Source organism: Streptomyces sp. LN549, from assembly GCF_043203805.1.
GTDB lineage: Bacteria > Actinomycetota > Actinomycetes > Streptomycetales > Streptomycetaceae > Streptomyces.
Genome location: NZ_JAZHRI010000002.1, coordinates 4,235,898 through 4,249,973 on the forward strand (window position 1 = coordinate 4,235,898; position 14,076 = coordinate 4,249,973).

Annotated in this window: 11 protein-coding genes and 2 pseudogenes; 9 read left to right on the forward strand and 4 right to left on the reverse strand. The window is 73.3% G+C overall.

The window, feature by feature from the left end; genetic code table 11:
• The first annotated feature begins 112 nt into the window (after window positions 1–112).
• Genes SH922_RS19060 through SH922_RS19070 form a run of 3 tightly spaced genes read left to right on the forward strand, consistent with a single transcriptional unit; the run spans window position 113 to window position 2,351 of the window.
• Entirely contained in the window at window positions 113–865 is a 753-nt protein-coding gene (locus SH922_RS19060; RefSeq protein WP_393059146.1) for a glycosyltransferase family 2 protein, read from the forward strand.
• Complete coding sequence (locus SH922_RS19065; RefSeq protein WP_393059147.1) at window positions 862–1,521, forward strand: DUF2064 domain-containing protein; 660 nt, start codon at window positions 862–864, stop codon at window positions 1,519–1,521. The genes SH922_RS19060 and SH922_RS19065 overlap by 4 nt, the downstream gene beginning before the upstream one ends.
• Window positions 1,518–2,351 carry a class I SAM-dependent methyltransferase gene (locus tag SH922_RS19070; protein WP_393059148.1) on the forward strand — a complete coding sequence of 278 codons (834 nt, stop codon included), beginning with the start codon at window positions 1,518–1,520 and terminating at the stop codon, window positions 2,349–2,351. Before SH922_RS19065 ends, SH922_RS19070 begins: the two co-directional genes overlap by 4 nt.
• A 331-nt stretch (window positions 2,352–2,682) precedes the next feature.
• Here the strand turns inward: SH922_RS19070 and SH922_RS19075 are convergent, their stop codons facing one another.
• Entirely contained in the window at window positions 2,683–3,927 is a 1,245-nt protein-coding gene (locus tag SH922_RS19075; RefSeq protein ID WP_393063617.1) for a molybdopterin-dependent oxidoreductase, read from the reverse strand.
• Window positions 3,928–4,149: 222 nt separating this feature from the next.
• Here SH922_RS19075 and SH922_RS19080 point away from each other — a divergent pair, with 222 nt between their 5' ends.
• Window positions 4,150–5,550: a hypothetical protein gene (locus SH922_RS19080; RefSeq protein ID WP_393059149.1), complete on the forward strand. Its 1,401-nt coding sequence runs from the start codon at window positions 4,150–4,152 to the stop codon at window positions 5,548–5,550.
• 49 nt (window positions 5,551–5,599) lie between these two features.
• Window positions 5,600–6,448 (forward strand): GNAT family N-acetyltransferase, encoded by an 849-nt coding sequence (locus SH922_RS19085; RefSeq protein WP_393059150.1) that lies wholly within the window; start codon window positions 5,600–5,602, stop codon window positions 6,446–6,448.
• 21 nt (window positions 6,449–6,469) lie between these two features.
• Here the strand turns inward: SH922_RS19085 and SH922_RS19090 are convergent, their stop codons facing one another.
• Complete coding sequence (locus SH922_RS19090; RefSeq protein WP_393059151.1) at window positions 6,470–8,188, reverse strand: SpoIIE family protein phosphatase; 1,719 nt, start codon at window positions 8,186–8,188, stop codon at window positions 6,470–6,472.
• A gap of 105 nt (window positions 8,189–8,293) precedes the next feature.
• Window positions 8,294–9,768, reverse strand: a pseudogene (locus SH922_RS19095) (MFS transporter).
• A gap of 69 nt (window positions 9,769–9,837) precedes the next feature.
• Between SH922_RS19095 and SH922_RS19100 the strand changes: the two are divergent.
• A complete protein-coding gene (locus SH922_RS19100) occupies window positions 9,838–10,485 on the forward strand; it encodes a TetR/AcrR family transcriptional regulator (protein WP_393059152.1) in 648 nt (215 codons plus the stop codon).
• On the opposite strand, the pseudogene SH922_RS19105 reads toward SH922_RS19100, so the two are convergent.
• A pseudogene (locus SH922_RS19105) lies at window positions 10,455–11,185 on the reverse strand (alpha/beta fold hydrolase). The gene SH922_RS19100 and the pseudogene SH922_RS19105 overlap by 31 nt on opposite strands.
• A gap of 109 nt (window positions 11,186–11,294) precedes the next feature.
• Here SH922_RS19105 and SH922_RS19110 point away from each other — a divergent pair.
• The 3 genes from SH922_RS19110 (at window position 11,295) to SH922_RS19120 (ending at window position 13,912) form a co-directional block, all read left to right on the forward strand.
• Entirely contained in the window at window positions 11,295–11,780 is a 486-nt protein-coding gene (locus tag SH922_RS19110) for a peroxiredoxin (RefSeq protein ID WP_393059153.1), read from the forward strand.
• Between the two features lie 106 nt (window positions 11,781–11,886).
• The gene (locus SH922_RS19115; RefSeq protein ID WP_393059154.1) at window positions 11,887–12,396 is read left to right on the forward strand and encodes an NfeD family protein; all 510 of its coding nucleotides are present in this window, start codon (window positions 11,887–11,889) and stop codon (window positions 12,394–12,396) included.
• A 76-nt stretch (window positions 12,397–12,472) separates the two neighbouring features.
• Complete coding sequence (locus SH922_RS19120) at window positions 12,473–13,912, forward strand: flotillin family protein (RefSeq protein ID WP_393059155.1); 1,440 nt, start codon at window positions 12,473–12,475, stop codon at window positions 13,910–13,912.
• The last annotated feature ends 164 nt before the right edge of the window (window positions 13,913–14,076 follow it).

The window sequence follows — 14,076 nt, forward strand, 5'->3', positions numbered from 1 at the left end:
GGCACCCGGGCGTCTCGCGCCGGGCGCCGTGGGACGCCCAACCGTGCGACGTCCACGTTTCGTAAGAACCTGGAGTCCGGAATGCCGGTTTCGGCTCCGTAGGGTGAGCGGCGTGACCGACTCCTCCCCGTCGAACGCCCCCCACCGCCCCGCTTCAGCGCCCGCGCCCGTGGCCGATGTGGTCCTGCCCTGCCTGGACGAGGCCGCGGCCCTGCCCGGCGTGCTGGGCGCGATCCCGGACGGCTGGCGCGCCATCGTCGTCGACAACGGCTCCACGGACGGTTCGGCCGAACTCGCCCGTTCGCTGGGCGCCACCGTGGTGCACGAGCCGCAACGTGGCTTCGGCGCCGCCTGCCACGCGGGACTCCTCGCCGCCGACGCGGAATACGTCTGCTTCTGCGACTGCGACGGATCGCTGGACCCCGCGCTGCTGCCCGGATTCGTCGGGCGCCTCGCCGCGGGCGAGACCGATCTGCTGCTCGGCAGGCGCCGGCCGCAGGGCCGCGGCGCCTGGCCGCTCCACGCCCGGCTGGGCAATCTGGCGCTGTCCCGGATGCTGCGCCGCCGCACCGGGCTGCGGCTGCGCGACCTCGGCCCGATGCGGGCCGGACGCCGGGAGGAACTGCTGGCGCTCGGCCTCACGGACCGGCGCAGCGGCTACCCGTTGGAAATGGTGGTCCGCGCCTCGGACCACGGGCTGCGGGTCGCCGAGACGGATGTGCCGTATCTGTCCCGTACCGGCAAGTCGAAGGTGACCGGCACCTGGCGGGGCACCTGGCAGGCAGTGCGCGACATGCGCGGGGTGTTGCGCAGGCCGCCCGCACCGGCCGGTGTGTCCACCGTGCGGCCCCCGGTGTCGCGATGAGCGCCGGGAAGAGGCCCGGCGGGCCGGCCACGCTGCTGGTCATCGCGAAGGAACCGGTGCCCGGACGGGTCAAGACCCGGCTCACTCCGCCGTTCAGCCCCACAGAGGCGGCCCGTCTCGCCGAGGCCTCGCTCGCCGACACCCTGGAGACCGTCCTGACCCTGCCCGCGTGGCGGCGCGCCGTCGTCCTGGCCGGGGCCCCCGGCCCCTGGCTGCCGGCAGGCGTCGAGGTGATCCCGCAGTGCGGCGGCGGCCTCGACGAGCGGCTCGCGGCGGCTTTCGGCGCCTGCGTCGGGCCGACCGTGCTGATCGGCATGGACACCCCGCAGGTCGACGCGGCCACGCTGGCGCCCGCGCTCACGGACACCGCGTGGGACGGCTGTGACGCCTGGTTCGGACCGGCCGAGGACGGCGGCTTCTGGGCGCTGGGTCTGGCCGCCCCCGACCCGGAACTGCTGCGCGGTGTACCCATGTCCGCGCCGGACACGGGTGCCGTGCAGCGCGCACGCCTGACCGCGGCCGGGCTCCGCGTACGCGACCTGGTACGGCTGCGGGACGTGGACACCGCGGCGGACGCCGTGGAGGTGGCCGCCGCCGCGCCGCACAGCCGGTTCGCCGCCACCCTGGCACGGCTGACCGGGGTGGCGGTCCGATGACGGCGGCCCCGCAGCGCACCACGACCCCCACGGCTGCGTCGCCGCCCGGTCCGAACGCCGCGCCATGGGGCACCGACCCGTATGCCGACGCCCTGCGCAACGGACACGGCCCGCTCTTCCTCCGCCGCACCGACGGCTGGCTGCTGCCGCTCGACGTCGAGCGCTGGTGCGCGGGCGCCGACGCGGCGGACCGGTCGGCGCTGCGACGCTGCGAGGGACCCGTCCTGGACATCGGCTGCGGCCCGGGGCGTCTGGTCGCCGAACTGGCCGCCCGGGGCCACCGCGCCCTCGGCATCGACGTCAGCGAGGCGGCGGTCGCCCGCACGCTGCGCCTGGGCGGTTCGGCGCTGCGACGCTCCGTCTTCGAACCGTTGCCGGGCGAGGGGCGCTGGGGCACCGTGCTGCTCCTCGACGGAAACATCGGCATCGGCGGGGACCCGCGCCGGCTCCTGGACCGGGCGGCCGGCCTGCTCGCCCCCGGCGGGCTGCTCATCGCCGAGACCGTGCCGCAGAACATCGACGAACGGGTCAGGGTCCACCTCGACGACGGACGCGGCGCGGGCGCCTCGCCGAACGGCATCCAGCCGGCGGCGGAGGAGCCGTTCCCGTGGGCGCGGCTCGGGACGCCCGCCCTGCTCCGCCACGCCGGGTACCCGGGGTGGGAGCCCGTCGATCAGTGGGAGGCGGACGGCCGCCCCTTCGTCTCCCTGCGACGGACCCCGAACATCCTGGCCGTCAGCCAGAGCGCCGACACGACGCACAGCGCCGCCGTGATGAGCAGCCAGTTGCCCAGGAACACATCGGGGGAGAGCCCGCTCGCCGGTGCGTAGCGCTCCGCCTGACGGGTGATCAGCGGGAACCAGATGAGCAGCAGGAGACCGGAGAGAAAGGCGGGCACCCGCACGAAGTTCACCAGCCCGGTGCGGGGGCCGCCCGTCGCCCTGCGCAGCGCCAGATCGACGGTCGAGTACAGCGGGACCAGCACCAGGTCATGGAGCAGCGCCGCGCCGACGAACCAGATGAGGACGCCGACGGTGTCCCCCGCGAGCAGCCGTACGCCCGCGTAGCCGGCGAGCGCGAACGAGGCGGCCAGCAGAAGCAGGTGCAGCGGCCCCTCCCCGTACCAGCGCCGGAACATCTGCCGGGGACTCATCCTGTTCGTCACAGCTCTCCGAAGGTCAGCCGGGCCACCCATTTGGTGTTGAGTACGCCGGGGGCGGCCGGGACGATGATCCGGGCCGGGTACCCGTGGTCCGGCGACAGGTCCTCGCCGTTGACCTGGAGGGCCAGCAGCGAGCGCGGATCGCGCACCTGGTTGTCCCGCAGCGCCGCCCGGCGGAACGCGCCCCGCCGCTGCACCGACTCCACCAGCACCCCCGGCGCCGAGTGCGGACAGCCGGCGAGCGACGCCAGGTCCCGCAACCGCACGCCGCGCCACCACTGGTCCGAGGTCGACCAGCCCTCCACGCAGGCGATGGGCAGGGCGGCGCTGAACTGGTCCATGGCCAGCAGCTGCGCCCGGGTGAACCTGAGGTCTCCGGCCGGACCGCTGACCGTGAGCCACCAGCCCTCGCCGGTGTCCGACGGGGTGATACCGACGGCCGCCGCGGTCTTGTTGATCTGGAAGCCGTTCGGACCCGTGCCCGGTTCGGCCGCGCCGTGCGGGGTCAGCGCGGCCAGCTGCCGCAGCGGCCCGTCGAAGCTGCGGCCCGCCGAGGTGACGAACAGCACCAGCGAACCTGCCCCCACCATGGCGAGGGCGCCGCGGCGGGAGAGCGTCGGCTCGGCGGGGTCGGGCGAGGCGAGCGGGTCGTCCGCGGTGTTCAGGCGCAGCCCGCCCTCCCTCAGCACCCGAACCGCCGTGGGCATGCGCAGCCCCACATGGGCGAGGAAGGCGGCGAAGAACACCCACGCGCCGTAGAAGTGCAGCGGGTAGAAGGAGCCCGGGAACACGTACTCCAGCTGGATGTTGAGCAGTCCGGTGACGAACTCGAACAGCACCCCGCCGACCAGCAGCAGCAACGACAGCCGCTCCAGCGCATGCCCCACGGACCGGGCGGGCGGCAGCGCGAAGAGCTTCGGGACCACCGACCAGAGCTTCGCCAGCAGGACGGGCACGAGCACGATGCCGCCGGTGACGTGGAGCCCCTGCGTCAGCCGGTACAGCCAGTGCGGCCCGGTCGGCCAGGAGAAGAGGTAGAAGCCGAGGAGCCCCTTGTCCGGGGTCTTGTCGTTGACCGGTGCGAGGTCCGGGTTGTACGCGGCGTACGAGAGCAGGCCGGTCACGAACAGCAGCGTGATCCCGGCCAGCAGGACCAGCCCGAGCACCGCCGTGAACCGCACGCCGCGAACCGGGCTGCGCCAGAAACCGGGTGCGGACGGGGTCCGTTCGAGTACCGCGGCCATGCGTGCGGCAACGGGACCGTGCGGCCCGCTGTCATGTCGTTCGCCCATGGCGCGACGCTATGCCCGCGGTTCACCGTGGACAGGGGTACGACTCCTGACGAAAGTCTGACGTCACTCCGCTGCCGGGCCACTCCGGTGGCCTCCGGGAGCCGGATCTGACGGTTCGGTGACGCGTGCGGGCGACACGCCACGGCGAGCACCTCCCCCGCATAACGTGCCCGGGTGAAGACCGAGGACCGCACCGCACCCCATACCGAGGACCCCGACCCCGTCGCCCCGCGCACCGGCACCCGTGGTGATCTGATCGCCGTCGCCGGGGCCGTCGCACTGGTCACCGCCGCCGTGCTCATCGGCCAGGCGATCGAGAACGCCGACCACACCCTGGTCGTCCACTGGGCGCCCCTGCTGGCGACCTGGTACCCGCACATCGGTCCGGGCACGGCGGCCGCGCCGGCCGTCGCCGTGGCCGTGATCGCCTACGGTCCGGCGCTCGCCGCCCGGCTGCGCTGGCGGGCGCTCCTGTTCACCGGCTGGGCCGCCTCGCTCGCCTGGACCTTCTCGCTGGCGCTCATCGACGGCTGGGGCCGTGGCATCGCCGAACGGCTCACCACCAAGCACGAGTACCTGCGGGTCATCGACCGGTTCGACGACATCGGCGCCGCTCTGCGGACCTTCGACAGCCACATCCTGATCGGCCCGCCGGGCAACTGGCCCGCGCATGTCGCGGGGCACCCGCCGGGCGCCACACTCACCTTCGTGCTGCTGGACCGCATCGGGCTGGGGGGCGGGGCCTGGGCCGGCGTCTGGTGCATCGTCGTCGGCGGTCTGGCCGCGGTGGCCGCGCTGGTCGCCCTGCGGGCGCTCGCCGACGAGGACACCGCCCGGCGCGCCGCCCCCTTCCTCGTCCTCGCCCCGGTGGCCGTCTGGGCCGGCACCTCCGCCGACGGCTACTTCACCGCAGTGGCGGCCTGGTCCGTAGCGCTCCTGGCCCTGGCCGCGCGTCGCACGGTCCGCGCCCCCGCCGTCGCGGCGCTGGGCGCGGGCCTGCTGTACGGACTGTCCTGCTACCTCAGTTACGGTCTGACGCTCATCGTCATGCCACTGCTCGCCGTCCTCGTGCTCACCCGTACCGCCCGGCCGCTCCCGCTGTTCCTGCTCGGGGCCGTGGTCGTCCCCGTCGCCTTCACCGTGGCGGGCTTCGACTGGTGGTACGCCTACCGCGTGCTGGTCGAGCGCTACTACCAGGGGGCGGGCGGCATCCGCCCCTACGGCTACTGGATCTGGGCCAACCTCGCCTGCACGGCGGTCATCATCGGACCGGCCACGGTCGCCGGGCTGCGCCGCGGCGTGGCGGGCGCGCCCGGAGCCGTACGCGGGCTGCGCGGCGGGACCACCGCCGCCGAAGGGCGGCTGGTCCTGCTCGCCCTGGCGGCCCTGCTCGCCCTGCTGGCCGCCGACCTCTCCGGCATGAGCAAGGCGGAGACCGAACGGATCTGGCAGCCCTTCGCCCTGTGGCTGCTGCCGCTGGGCGCCCTGCTGCCCGCCGGCACCCGGCGCAGCTGGCTCGCGGCCCAGGCGGCCCTCGCCCTGGCGGTCAACCATCTTCTGTGGACCGGGTGGTGACACGGCGAAATGATGGCGGGCCGGCCTTCCACGGGGTAGACGTGGTCGGGTGCCGACATTCGAGATCACCACAGCAAGCGCGGACGACATCAGGATGATGGCGGACTGGGCCCATGCCGAGAACTGGAACCCCGGGCTGACCGACGGTCAGGCGTTCTTCGCCGCCGATCCGTGCGGATTCCTGATCGGCCGCCTCGACGGGGTGCCCGCCTCCTGTGTCTCCGTGGTCCGCTACGGCGCGGACTTCGGCTTCCTGGGCTTCTACCTGACCCGCCCGGAACTGCGCGGACAGGGGTACGGGAGCCGGCTCTGGGCCGCCGGGACGGCGCGGCTGGCCGGACGGAACACCGGTCTCGACGGAGTGGTCGAGCAGCAGCCCAACTACCGCAGGTCCGGCTTCCGTCCGGCCTGGACCAACCTGCGGTACGAGGGGCTCGTCCCGGTCGATGTCGCGCCGCCGCCCGGCGTCACCCTGGTGGACGCCCGCACCCTGCCCTTCGGTCAGGTCACCGCGTACGACCGCCGGTTCTTCCCGGCGGAGCGGGACAGCTTCCTCGCGGCCTGGACGACCACGCCCGGACGCACCGCGCTGGTCGCACTGTCCGAGGGCGAGGTGCGGGGGCTCGCCGTGCTGCGCGCCTGCCGTACGTCCTCGCGCATCGGCCCGCTGTACGCGGCCACGCCGGAGATCGCGGGCGCGCTGGTGAGCGCGCTCGCGGCCACCGATCCGTCCTCACCCGTCGCCGTCGACGTACCCGGCATCAACCCGGCGGCGATGCGCCTGGCCGAACAGCTCGGTCTCGCCCCGTCGTTCGAGACGGCCCGCATGTACACCGGTGCGGCGCCGGACGTCGAGCACGCCGGGCTGTTCGGCATCACCAGCCTCGAACTGGGGTGATCCGCCGGACCGGCCCGGGGCTCAGCCCGTCGCGCAGTCGTCGGCCGGGAATGGCACCCGCGCCCGGGATGCCATCACCGCGATGTCGTCCTCGGCCCCCGGGCCGAACCGTTCGAGCACCGCGTCCAGCAGCTCCTCCAGGTCGCCGCTCTCCGGCAGATTCAGGTCCGCCAGCCGGGCGACGGACACGTCGATGTCCTCGCCGCGCCGCTCCACCAGCCCGTCGGTGTACATGAACAGCACGGTGCCGGGTCCGCACTCCACCCGCGTCGTCCGGTAGCCGCCGAACCCGGTGCCGAGCGGCGGGCCCGCCGGCACGTCGCCCAGCCAGGTGCCGGCCGGGCCGGGGTCGATGAACACCGGCGGCAGATGCCCGGCGCTCGACACCTCGCACACCCCGCCGGTCCGGTCGACGACGGCGATCAGGCAGGTCGCCGCCCGGTCGAGCCCGGACCGCTCGACCATCCGGTCGAGCTGCTCCAGGATGCGGTGCGGCGGCAGTTCCTCGTCGGCCAGCAGCCGCAGCAGGGAGCGGTAGTGGCTCATCGCGACGGCCGCCTCGACGCCGTGCCCCATCACATCGCCCATCGCCTTCAGATGGCGTCCGTCGGGCAGCGGGATGACGTCGAACCAGTCGCCGCCGACCAGCACGCTCCGGTCGGCCGGCAGGTAGCGGGTGGCGATCTCGATGTGCGGGTGCGGCGGACGCGGCTCGGAGAGCAGGGAGCGCTGGAGTTCCAGGGCGATGGTGTGCTCATGGGTGAAGCGCCGCGCATGGTCGAGGTGGACGGCCGCCCGGACGGCCAGCTCGCGGGCGACCACCACGTCGTCGTCCGTGAAGACGGGTGATCCGCATGCCCTGAGCAGGCCGAGCACGCCGATCGGGGCCCCTCGCACGGCGATGGGTACGGCGATCGCCGAGTGCAGGCCGAGCTCCCGGTAGGCGGCGACCCGCTCCGGGCTGGGAGCGGCGCGGCTCAGCCGCTCGTCGCCGGTGAGGTTCTCCACGACCGGCTGATTGGTGACCAGACAGCGCGGCACGGCCGCGTCCTGCTGGTAGTCGATGTAGTCGCCGGCCACCCCGAACTGCGCGATACCCCGGCTCAGCCCGCGCACCGACGAGATCGCCGCACGTCGCATCCGGACCACGTCGGGCGGCGCGGGGCGCACCGGCGGGGCGACGTCGGGCGGGAAGACCTCGACCGTGGCGACGTCGGCGAGGCCGGGGACGACGAGTTCGGTCAGCTCGGCGCAGGTGGTGTCCATGTCGAGCGTGGTGCCGATGCGGGTGTTCGCACTGTCCAGAAGGCTCAGGTGGCGCTGGGCCTGGGCGAACCGGTGCTGTTCGGCGTCGGACGCCATGACCTCCAGCACGATCCCCACGACGCCGACGACCCGGCCGGCCACCTCCAGGCGGTGGTAGGCACCGTGCCAGTAGCAGCGGGCGGTGCCGGACTCGGCGGGCAGCCGGCCGCTGGAGGTGACCTCGCGCGCCCGGCCGTCGGCGAGAACGGCGCGCATGAGGTCCTCGCGGGCGTCGATGTCGGGCAGGACCTCGCTGGGACGCCGGCCCAGGTGGGCGGCGGGCAGGAGGCCGTTGTGGCGGACCAGCGCCGGGTTCACGTACAGATAGCGCAGCTCGGTGTCGAACACGGCCACGCCCGCCATCGTGCCGTCGAGAGCGGCGGCGGCGAGCGCCGTCTCGTCGATCGACCGCGGGTGGTCGGCGTGAACCGGCAAGGCGAACCTCCTGAGGCAGGGCGCGGGCCGCCCGTCTGCCCGGCCCTTCATCGTCGGACGGCCGCAGCGCCACCGCATCCGCAGACACCCGCCGCACCGCTCGTTTCAGTGCACCGGCATCGCGCCCCCGGTCTCCGGCTTCCCCCGGGGCACCAGCACCGCGGACACCGCCGCGCAGCCGCCCGCGGCCACCGCGCACACGAGGAACGCGTCCGCGAAACCGGTCACCGTGCCCGCCACGCCGCCGATCCCCGCGGCGGCCACGGTGGACACGACCGCGACACCGATCGACCCGCCCACCTCGTGGAAGGTGTTGACCACCCCGGACGCGAGCCCGGCCTCCTCGTGCGCGACCATGCCCAGCGCCGTCGTGGTGGCGGTGACGAACACCGCGCCGAGACCGAACGCGGCAACGGCGAGACCCGGCAGCAGCACCCCGTACACACTGCTGTCCGCGTCGAGCCCGGCCAGCGGGGCGCAGGCGGCGGTGGCGATCACCATCCCGCCGACCGCGGTGGCCCGGCTCCCCACCGATGTGACGAGCCGCGAGCCCAGGTGCGCACCGACGCCGACGGCCACCGCCACCGGCAGGAAGACGAGCCCGGTCCGCAGGGCCCCGAAACCGCGGCCGTGCTGGAGGTAGACCGAGCCGAGGAAGAAGAACGCGATCAGCAGTCCGGTCGCGATCAGCATCAGGAACGACCCGGCGAGCACCGGCCTGCGGGTGAACATCCGCAGGTCCATCAGCGGCTCCCGGGTCGCCCGCTCGACCGCCGCGAACCCCGCGTACAGCACCACGGCGGCCACGAGCGGAAGCAGCGTGGCGGGGGCGCCCCAGCCGCCGCCGTCCCCGGCCTTGACCAGTCCGTAGATCAGCGCACCGGTACCGGCCGTGACGAGCACCGCCCCGGGAACGTCGAGCCGGGCCGACGGCCGGGGTGCGCGCGCCGGAACGAAGACGGGGAGGGCGGCCAGCAGGGCGATGCCGACGGGCACGTTGACGTAGAAGACCCAGCTCCAGCCGGGCCGCCGGCCAGCGCGCCGCCCACCAGCACCCCGATCGCCGATCCGGTACCGCCGATCGCGGCCCACACCCCGAGCGCCTTGTTGCGTGCGGGGCCGTGGAACGAGGTGGTGACGAGCGACAGGGCCGCCGGTGACAGCAGCGCGGCGCCCACGCCCTGCGCGATCCGGCCGCCGATCAGCATCGAGGCGCTGCCGGCGAGCCCGGAGACAAGCGAGGCCGCGGTGAAGACGGCCAGACCGGCGAGCAGCGTGCGCCGGGCCCCGAGGGCGTCGGCGAGGCGCCCGCCGAGCAGCATCAGCCCGCCGAAGCAGAGGGTGTAGGCGGTGACCACCCACGTCAGCGCGGTGCGGCTGAGGTGCAGGTCGGCGGCCATGTCGGGGAGCGCGACGTTCACCACGGTGACGTCGAGCACCAGCATGAACTGGGCGACGCAGATGAGCGCGAGCATCACTCCGGGACGGCGGACGGCGGGCGGCCGGTGGTGGCCGTGGCCATGGCCGTGCGGAGGGCTGTCGCCGGGCACGGAGGTCTTCCAGGAGGTGTCATGAGTCATGAACTGAACTGTACGGCTCAGTACACATGAACTCAACTGTTCAGTTCAGGTCGCTGTTAGCATCGCTCCATGGACATCAAGCCCCGCCCCGCCGGACCTCGCGCCGAGGCCAAGCGGCAGGCCATCGTGAAGGCGGCCCGCGAGGCGTTCCTCCGGGACGGATTCGGCGTCGGAATGGACACCATCGCCGCCGGGGCGGGCGTCTCGAAGGTGACGGTCTACAACCACTTCGGCAGCAAGGAAGCGCTGTTCACCGCCGTGATCGCGGGTGCGCTGGACGAGCCGCTCGGCGGCGCGTCCACGACGGCGCTCGCCACCCTCGCCGACGCCCCCGACCTGCGTGCCGCCCTAGTCGACGCGGCCCGCACCTGGGTGGCGGCCGTCCGCGGCAACGCCGATGTGATCGCCCTGCGCAATCTGGTGGCCGCCGAGCTGCACCGCTTCCCGGAGATCGCTCAGGCCTGGCAGGGCCACGGCCCCGAGGGCCACCACCCCGCCGTCGCCGACGCCCTGCGCGAACTGGCCGGTCGCGGCCGGCTGGTCATCCCCGACCTGGAGACGGCGATCATCCAGCTGTACGCGCTGCTGGTCTTCCCGCACCTGGTCTTCGGCTCGTACGGCACGACGATCGACGACGACGCCGCCGACCGGCTGATCACCCACGGGGTGGACATGTTCCTGGGCTACTACGCCCCGCCCGTACCGCCCGAGGCGTAGGACCCGGGCGGGAGCAGCCGGTCCAGGTCCACCGTCCCCTCGCCGGCCGTGGCCCCCGGCGGCAGCAGCAGCGCCTCGGCCACGGGCCCGGGGAGCGGTGCCCGGTCCAGCAGCCCGGCGACCAGAGCGGTCGTCAGGCGGTGCCAGGCAAAGGCGCGTCGGAGCATCGCATGGTCGCCGCCGTTCACGGTGACCAGACAGGTCCGGGCGCCGTCCTTCCTGGCCCGTTCGGTGAGCGCGCGGGAGTCCGCGGGGTTCGTGACACGGTCGCGGATGCCGTGCACCAGGACGACGTCCCGTCCGGCGAGCTGGGCGACCGGGTCGCCCTCGGGGCACCACGGGGCGAGGCCGACCACGGCCCGGACCAGCGGATGTCCGGCGGCGGCCAGGGCGGCGCGGCCGCCCATCGAGTGCCCGAGCAGCACGACCGGGACCTCCCCCGCCGTACGCCGCAGCTCGTCCAGGGCACGTACGGCGTCGTGCAGCGGATCCGCCCGGTCACCGTTCCAGCCCCGATACCCGTACCGGACCGCCCACTACCAACACGTCGCCGGGCAGCGCCGCCCCGCAGGCCGCGCGCGAACGGCCGCATCCGCACGGCGGGCAGGTTGAGCGGGACGGGCGGCGGCACCCCGAGACCGGTCTCCCGGCCGCCGTGCAGCAGGAGCACCGCGGCCGCCGGCGGGCGTGGTTGCGTCATGCGTACCTCCGGGTGCGGTGATCGATTCCGTACCGAGCATGCTGTACGGAGCACGGGCAGCACCGTCACGCAGCACCGCCCACCAATTGCCCACCTCTAAGGACATCACATGGGATCGTCACTCCAACTCGGTCAGCCGGTCCAGGACTTCACGCTCGCGGGAGGCGTCCTGGACGGTGACTCCTTCGAGCGCCGCGACTACACGCTCTCAGCCGCGCGCGGCCGGGCCGTCGTCCTCGCCTTCTACCCGGGCGACAACACGGCCGTGTGCACCAAGCAGCTCTGCTCGTACTCCTCGGGCATGGAGACCTTCGAAGGGCTCGACGCGGAGGTCTGGGGAATCAGTCCACAGGATGTGGACAGCCACGAGTCCTTCGCCCGCGGCCATCAGCTGCGCATGCCGCTCCTCGCGGACCCGGGCCGTGAGACGGCCCGTGCCTTCGGGGTGGCGGCACCGGGGATCGGGGTGCGTCGCGCGGTGTTCCTGATCGACGCCGACGGTGTGCTGCGCTGGAAGCACGTGGCGCTGCTCGGTGCCACGTTCCAGTCACTGGACACCCTCGCGGGCCACCTCTCCGGCATCAACAAGGCGTAAAAGACTGCCGGATCCCGGCAGTGTCGCAAGACGGCCAGGTATGGGATCATCCAGCCAGTTCGACGGAAATGTTCGGGGGGGTTCCGCAGCCGGGAGGGGTGATCACGTGACCTTGTTTCTCGGTCTCGGCATTGCGGGAGTCGCACTGCTCGCCCTGTCACTGATCTTCGACGGGATCCTCGAAGGGCTCTTCGGGGGCGTGCTGGACGGTCTCTTCGACGGGCTGCTCTCCCTTCCGGTGATCGCCGGTTTCGTCTCGATGCTCGGGTTCGGCGGCGCCATCGTGCTCGGCACGACCGGCGTCGGCACGATCGCCGCCACTGCCGCCGGGGTGCTCGCAGGGCTGGTCGCGGCCGGACTGACCTGGAAGTTCAGCCGGGCCCTGATGCGGGATCAGACCCATGTCACGCCGCGGGACGAGGACCTCGTCGGCACGTCGGGTTCCGTGGTCACGGCCATTCCGGCCGACGGCTACGGCGAGGTGCTGCTGCGACTCGGGGGGCAGCCCGTGAAGCTCTCGGCGAAGAGCCCGGTACCGGTCGAACGCGGCACCGAGATCTGGGTCGAGGCGACGCTCTCGACCACCTCGGTCTCGGTCCGTCCCGTCGAACGCTGAGCCGGCACGCCGGCCCGCACGCCACCGCTCGCCACAGAACTGCCGTCCCCGTCGGGAGGCAGAGGGGGACATCCTTATGAGTCCAGTCCTGATCGCCATCGTCGGAGTCGTCGTACTCCTCTTCCTGCTCGCCCTCGCCGTCATCACCCGCTACAAGGTCGCGGGACCCAGCCAGGCGTTCATCATCACCGGCCGCCGCGGCAAGAAGTCCGTCGACCCGGTGACCGGACGGGCCAGCATCGACAACAGCGGCCAGAAGGTCGTCGTCGGTGGCGGCGTCTTCGTCGTGCCGTTCGTCCAGCAGAAGTTCACCCTGGACCTCTCCAGCCGGCACATCCCCGTCGCCGTGCGCGGGGCCGTCACCCTGCGCGGGGTCAAGTCCCACCTGGAAGGCGTCGCGATCGTCAAGGTCGGCGGCAGCGAGGACGCCATCCGGGCCGCCGCCCAGCGCTTCCTCCAGCAGCAGAACGGCATCGTCGGCTTCACCCAGGAAGTGCTCTCCGGTGCGCTGCGCGCCATCGTCGGCCGGATGTCGGTCGAGGACATCATCCGCGACCGGGCCGCCTTCGCCGGCCAGGTGGCGGAGGAGGCCGAGGCGAGCCTGTCCGGGCAGGGCCTGATCCTGGACGCCTTCCAGATCCAGGACATCACCACCGAGGGCTCCTACCTGGAGGACCTGGGCCGCCCCGAGGCCGCCCGCGCCAAGCAGGAGGCGGACATCGCCGAGGCGATCGCCCGCCGGGCCTCGGAGCAGGCCCGGCTGAAGGCCGCCGAGGAAATCGCCATCGCCGAGCGGACGTTCTACCTCAAGCAGGCCGAGATCAAGGCGGAGACGGAAGCGGCCGCCGCGAAGGCGAACGCCGCCGGTCCGCTCGCCGAGGCCGCCCGCCAGCAGGAGGTCCTCCAGGAGCAGGAGAAGGTCGCCCAGCGCCAGGCCGCCCTGACCGACCGCGAGCTCGACACCAAGGTCCGCAAGCCCGCGGACGCCGCGCGCTACCGGGCCGAGCAGGAGGCGGAGGCCCGCCGCATCGCCCAGGTCAAGGAGGCCGAGGCGGACGCCGAGCGCTCCCGGCTGACGGGTGAGGGCGAGAAGCTGCACCGCTCGGCGCTCGCCGAGGCCGTGCGCATCGAGGGCGAGGCCGAGGCCGCCGCGATCGCCGCCCGCGGTTCGGCCGAGGCCGAGGCCATGCAGAAGAAGGCCGACGCCTTCGCGCAGTACGGCGACGCGGCCGTCCTCCAGATGCTCGTCGAGGTGCTCCCGCAGGTCGTCGCCAAGGCGTCCGAGCCGCTGAGCGCCATCGACAAGCTGACCGTGATCTCGACGGACGGTGCGAGCCAGCTGTCGCGCACGGTCACGGACAACGTCGCCCAGGGCATGGAACTCCTCAGCTCCACCACCGGAGTCGACCTCGCCGCACTGCTGCAGAACCTCAAGGGCGCGGGCCCGAAGCCGGAGGTCCCGGCCCAGCAGGACACCGCCACCGCGCAGAACGGCAAGATCGAGATCGCCGACTGACGCCTCGCGTCGACCACCGCGTGCCCGGCCGGCTGCGCACCGGCCGGGCACGCGTGCGTGCGGGTCCGGAAGACCGGCCACAAAGGCGGCGGGAGCCTCCGGATAAGGTAATGGGCAGCTAAAGAGATCGCCAAGTACGTCAGAGCACACCGCGCTCCTCGGGA

Excerpts from the sequence above, each read along its gene's own strand:
- SH922_RS19065 (WP_393059147.1), top strand. The coding sequence starts at position 862 with ATGAGCGCCGGGAAGAGGCCCGGCGGGCCGGCCACGCTGCTGGTCATC.
- SH922_RS19070 (WP_393059148.1), top strand. The coding sequence starts at position 1,518 with ATGACGGCGGCCCCGCAGCGCACCACGACCCCCACGGCTGCGTCGCCG.
- SH922_RS19075 (WP_393063617.1), bottom strand. The coding sequence starts at position 3,927 with ATGGCCGCGGTACTCGAACGGACCCCGTCCGCACCCGGTTTCTGGCGC.
- SH922_RS19100 (WP_393059152.1), top strand. The coding sequence starts at position 9,838 with ATGGACATCAAGCCCCGCCCCGCCGGACCTCGCGCCGAGGCCAAGCGG.
- SH922_RS19110 (WP_393059153.1), top strand. The coding sequence starts at position 11,295 with ATGGGATCGTCACTCCAACTCGGTCAGCCGGTCCAGGACTTCACGCTC.
- SH922_RS19120 (WP_393059155.1), top strand. The coding sequence starts at position 12,473 with ATGAGTCCAGTCCTGATCGCCATCGTCGGAGTCGTCGTACTCCTCTTC.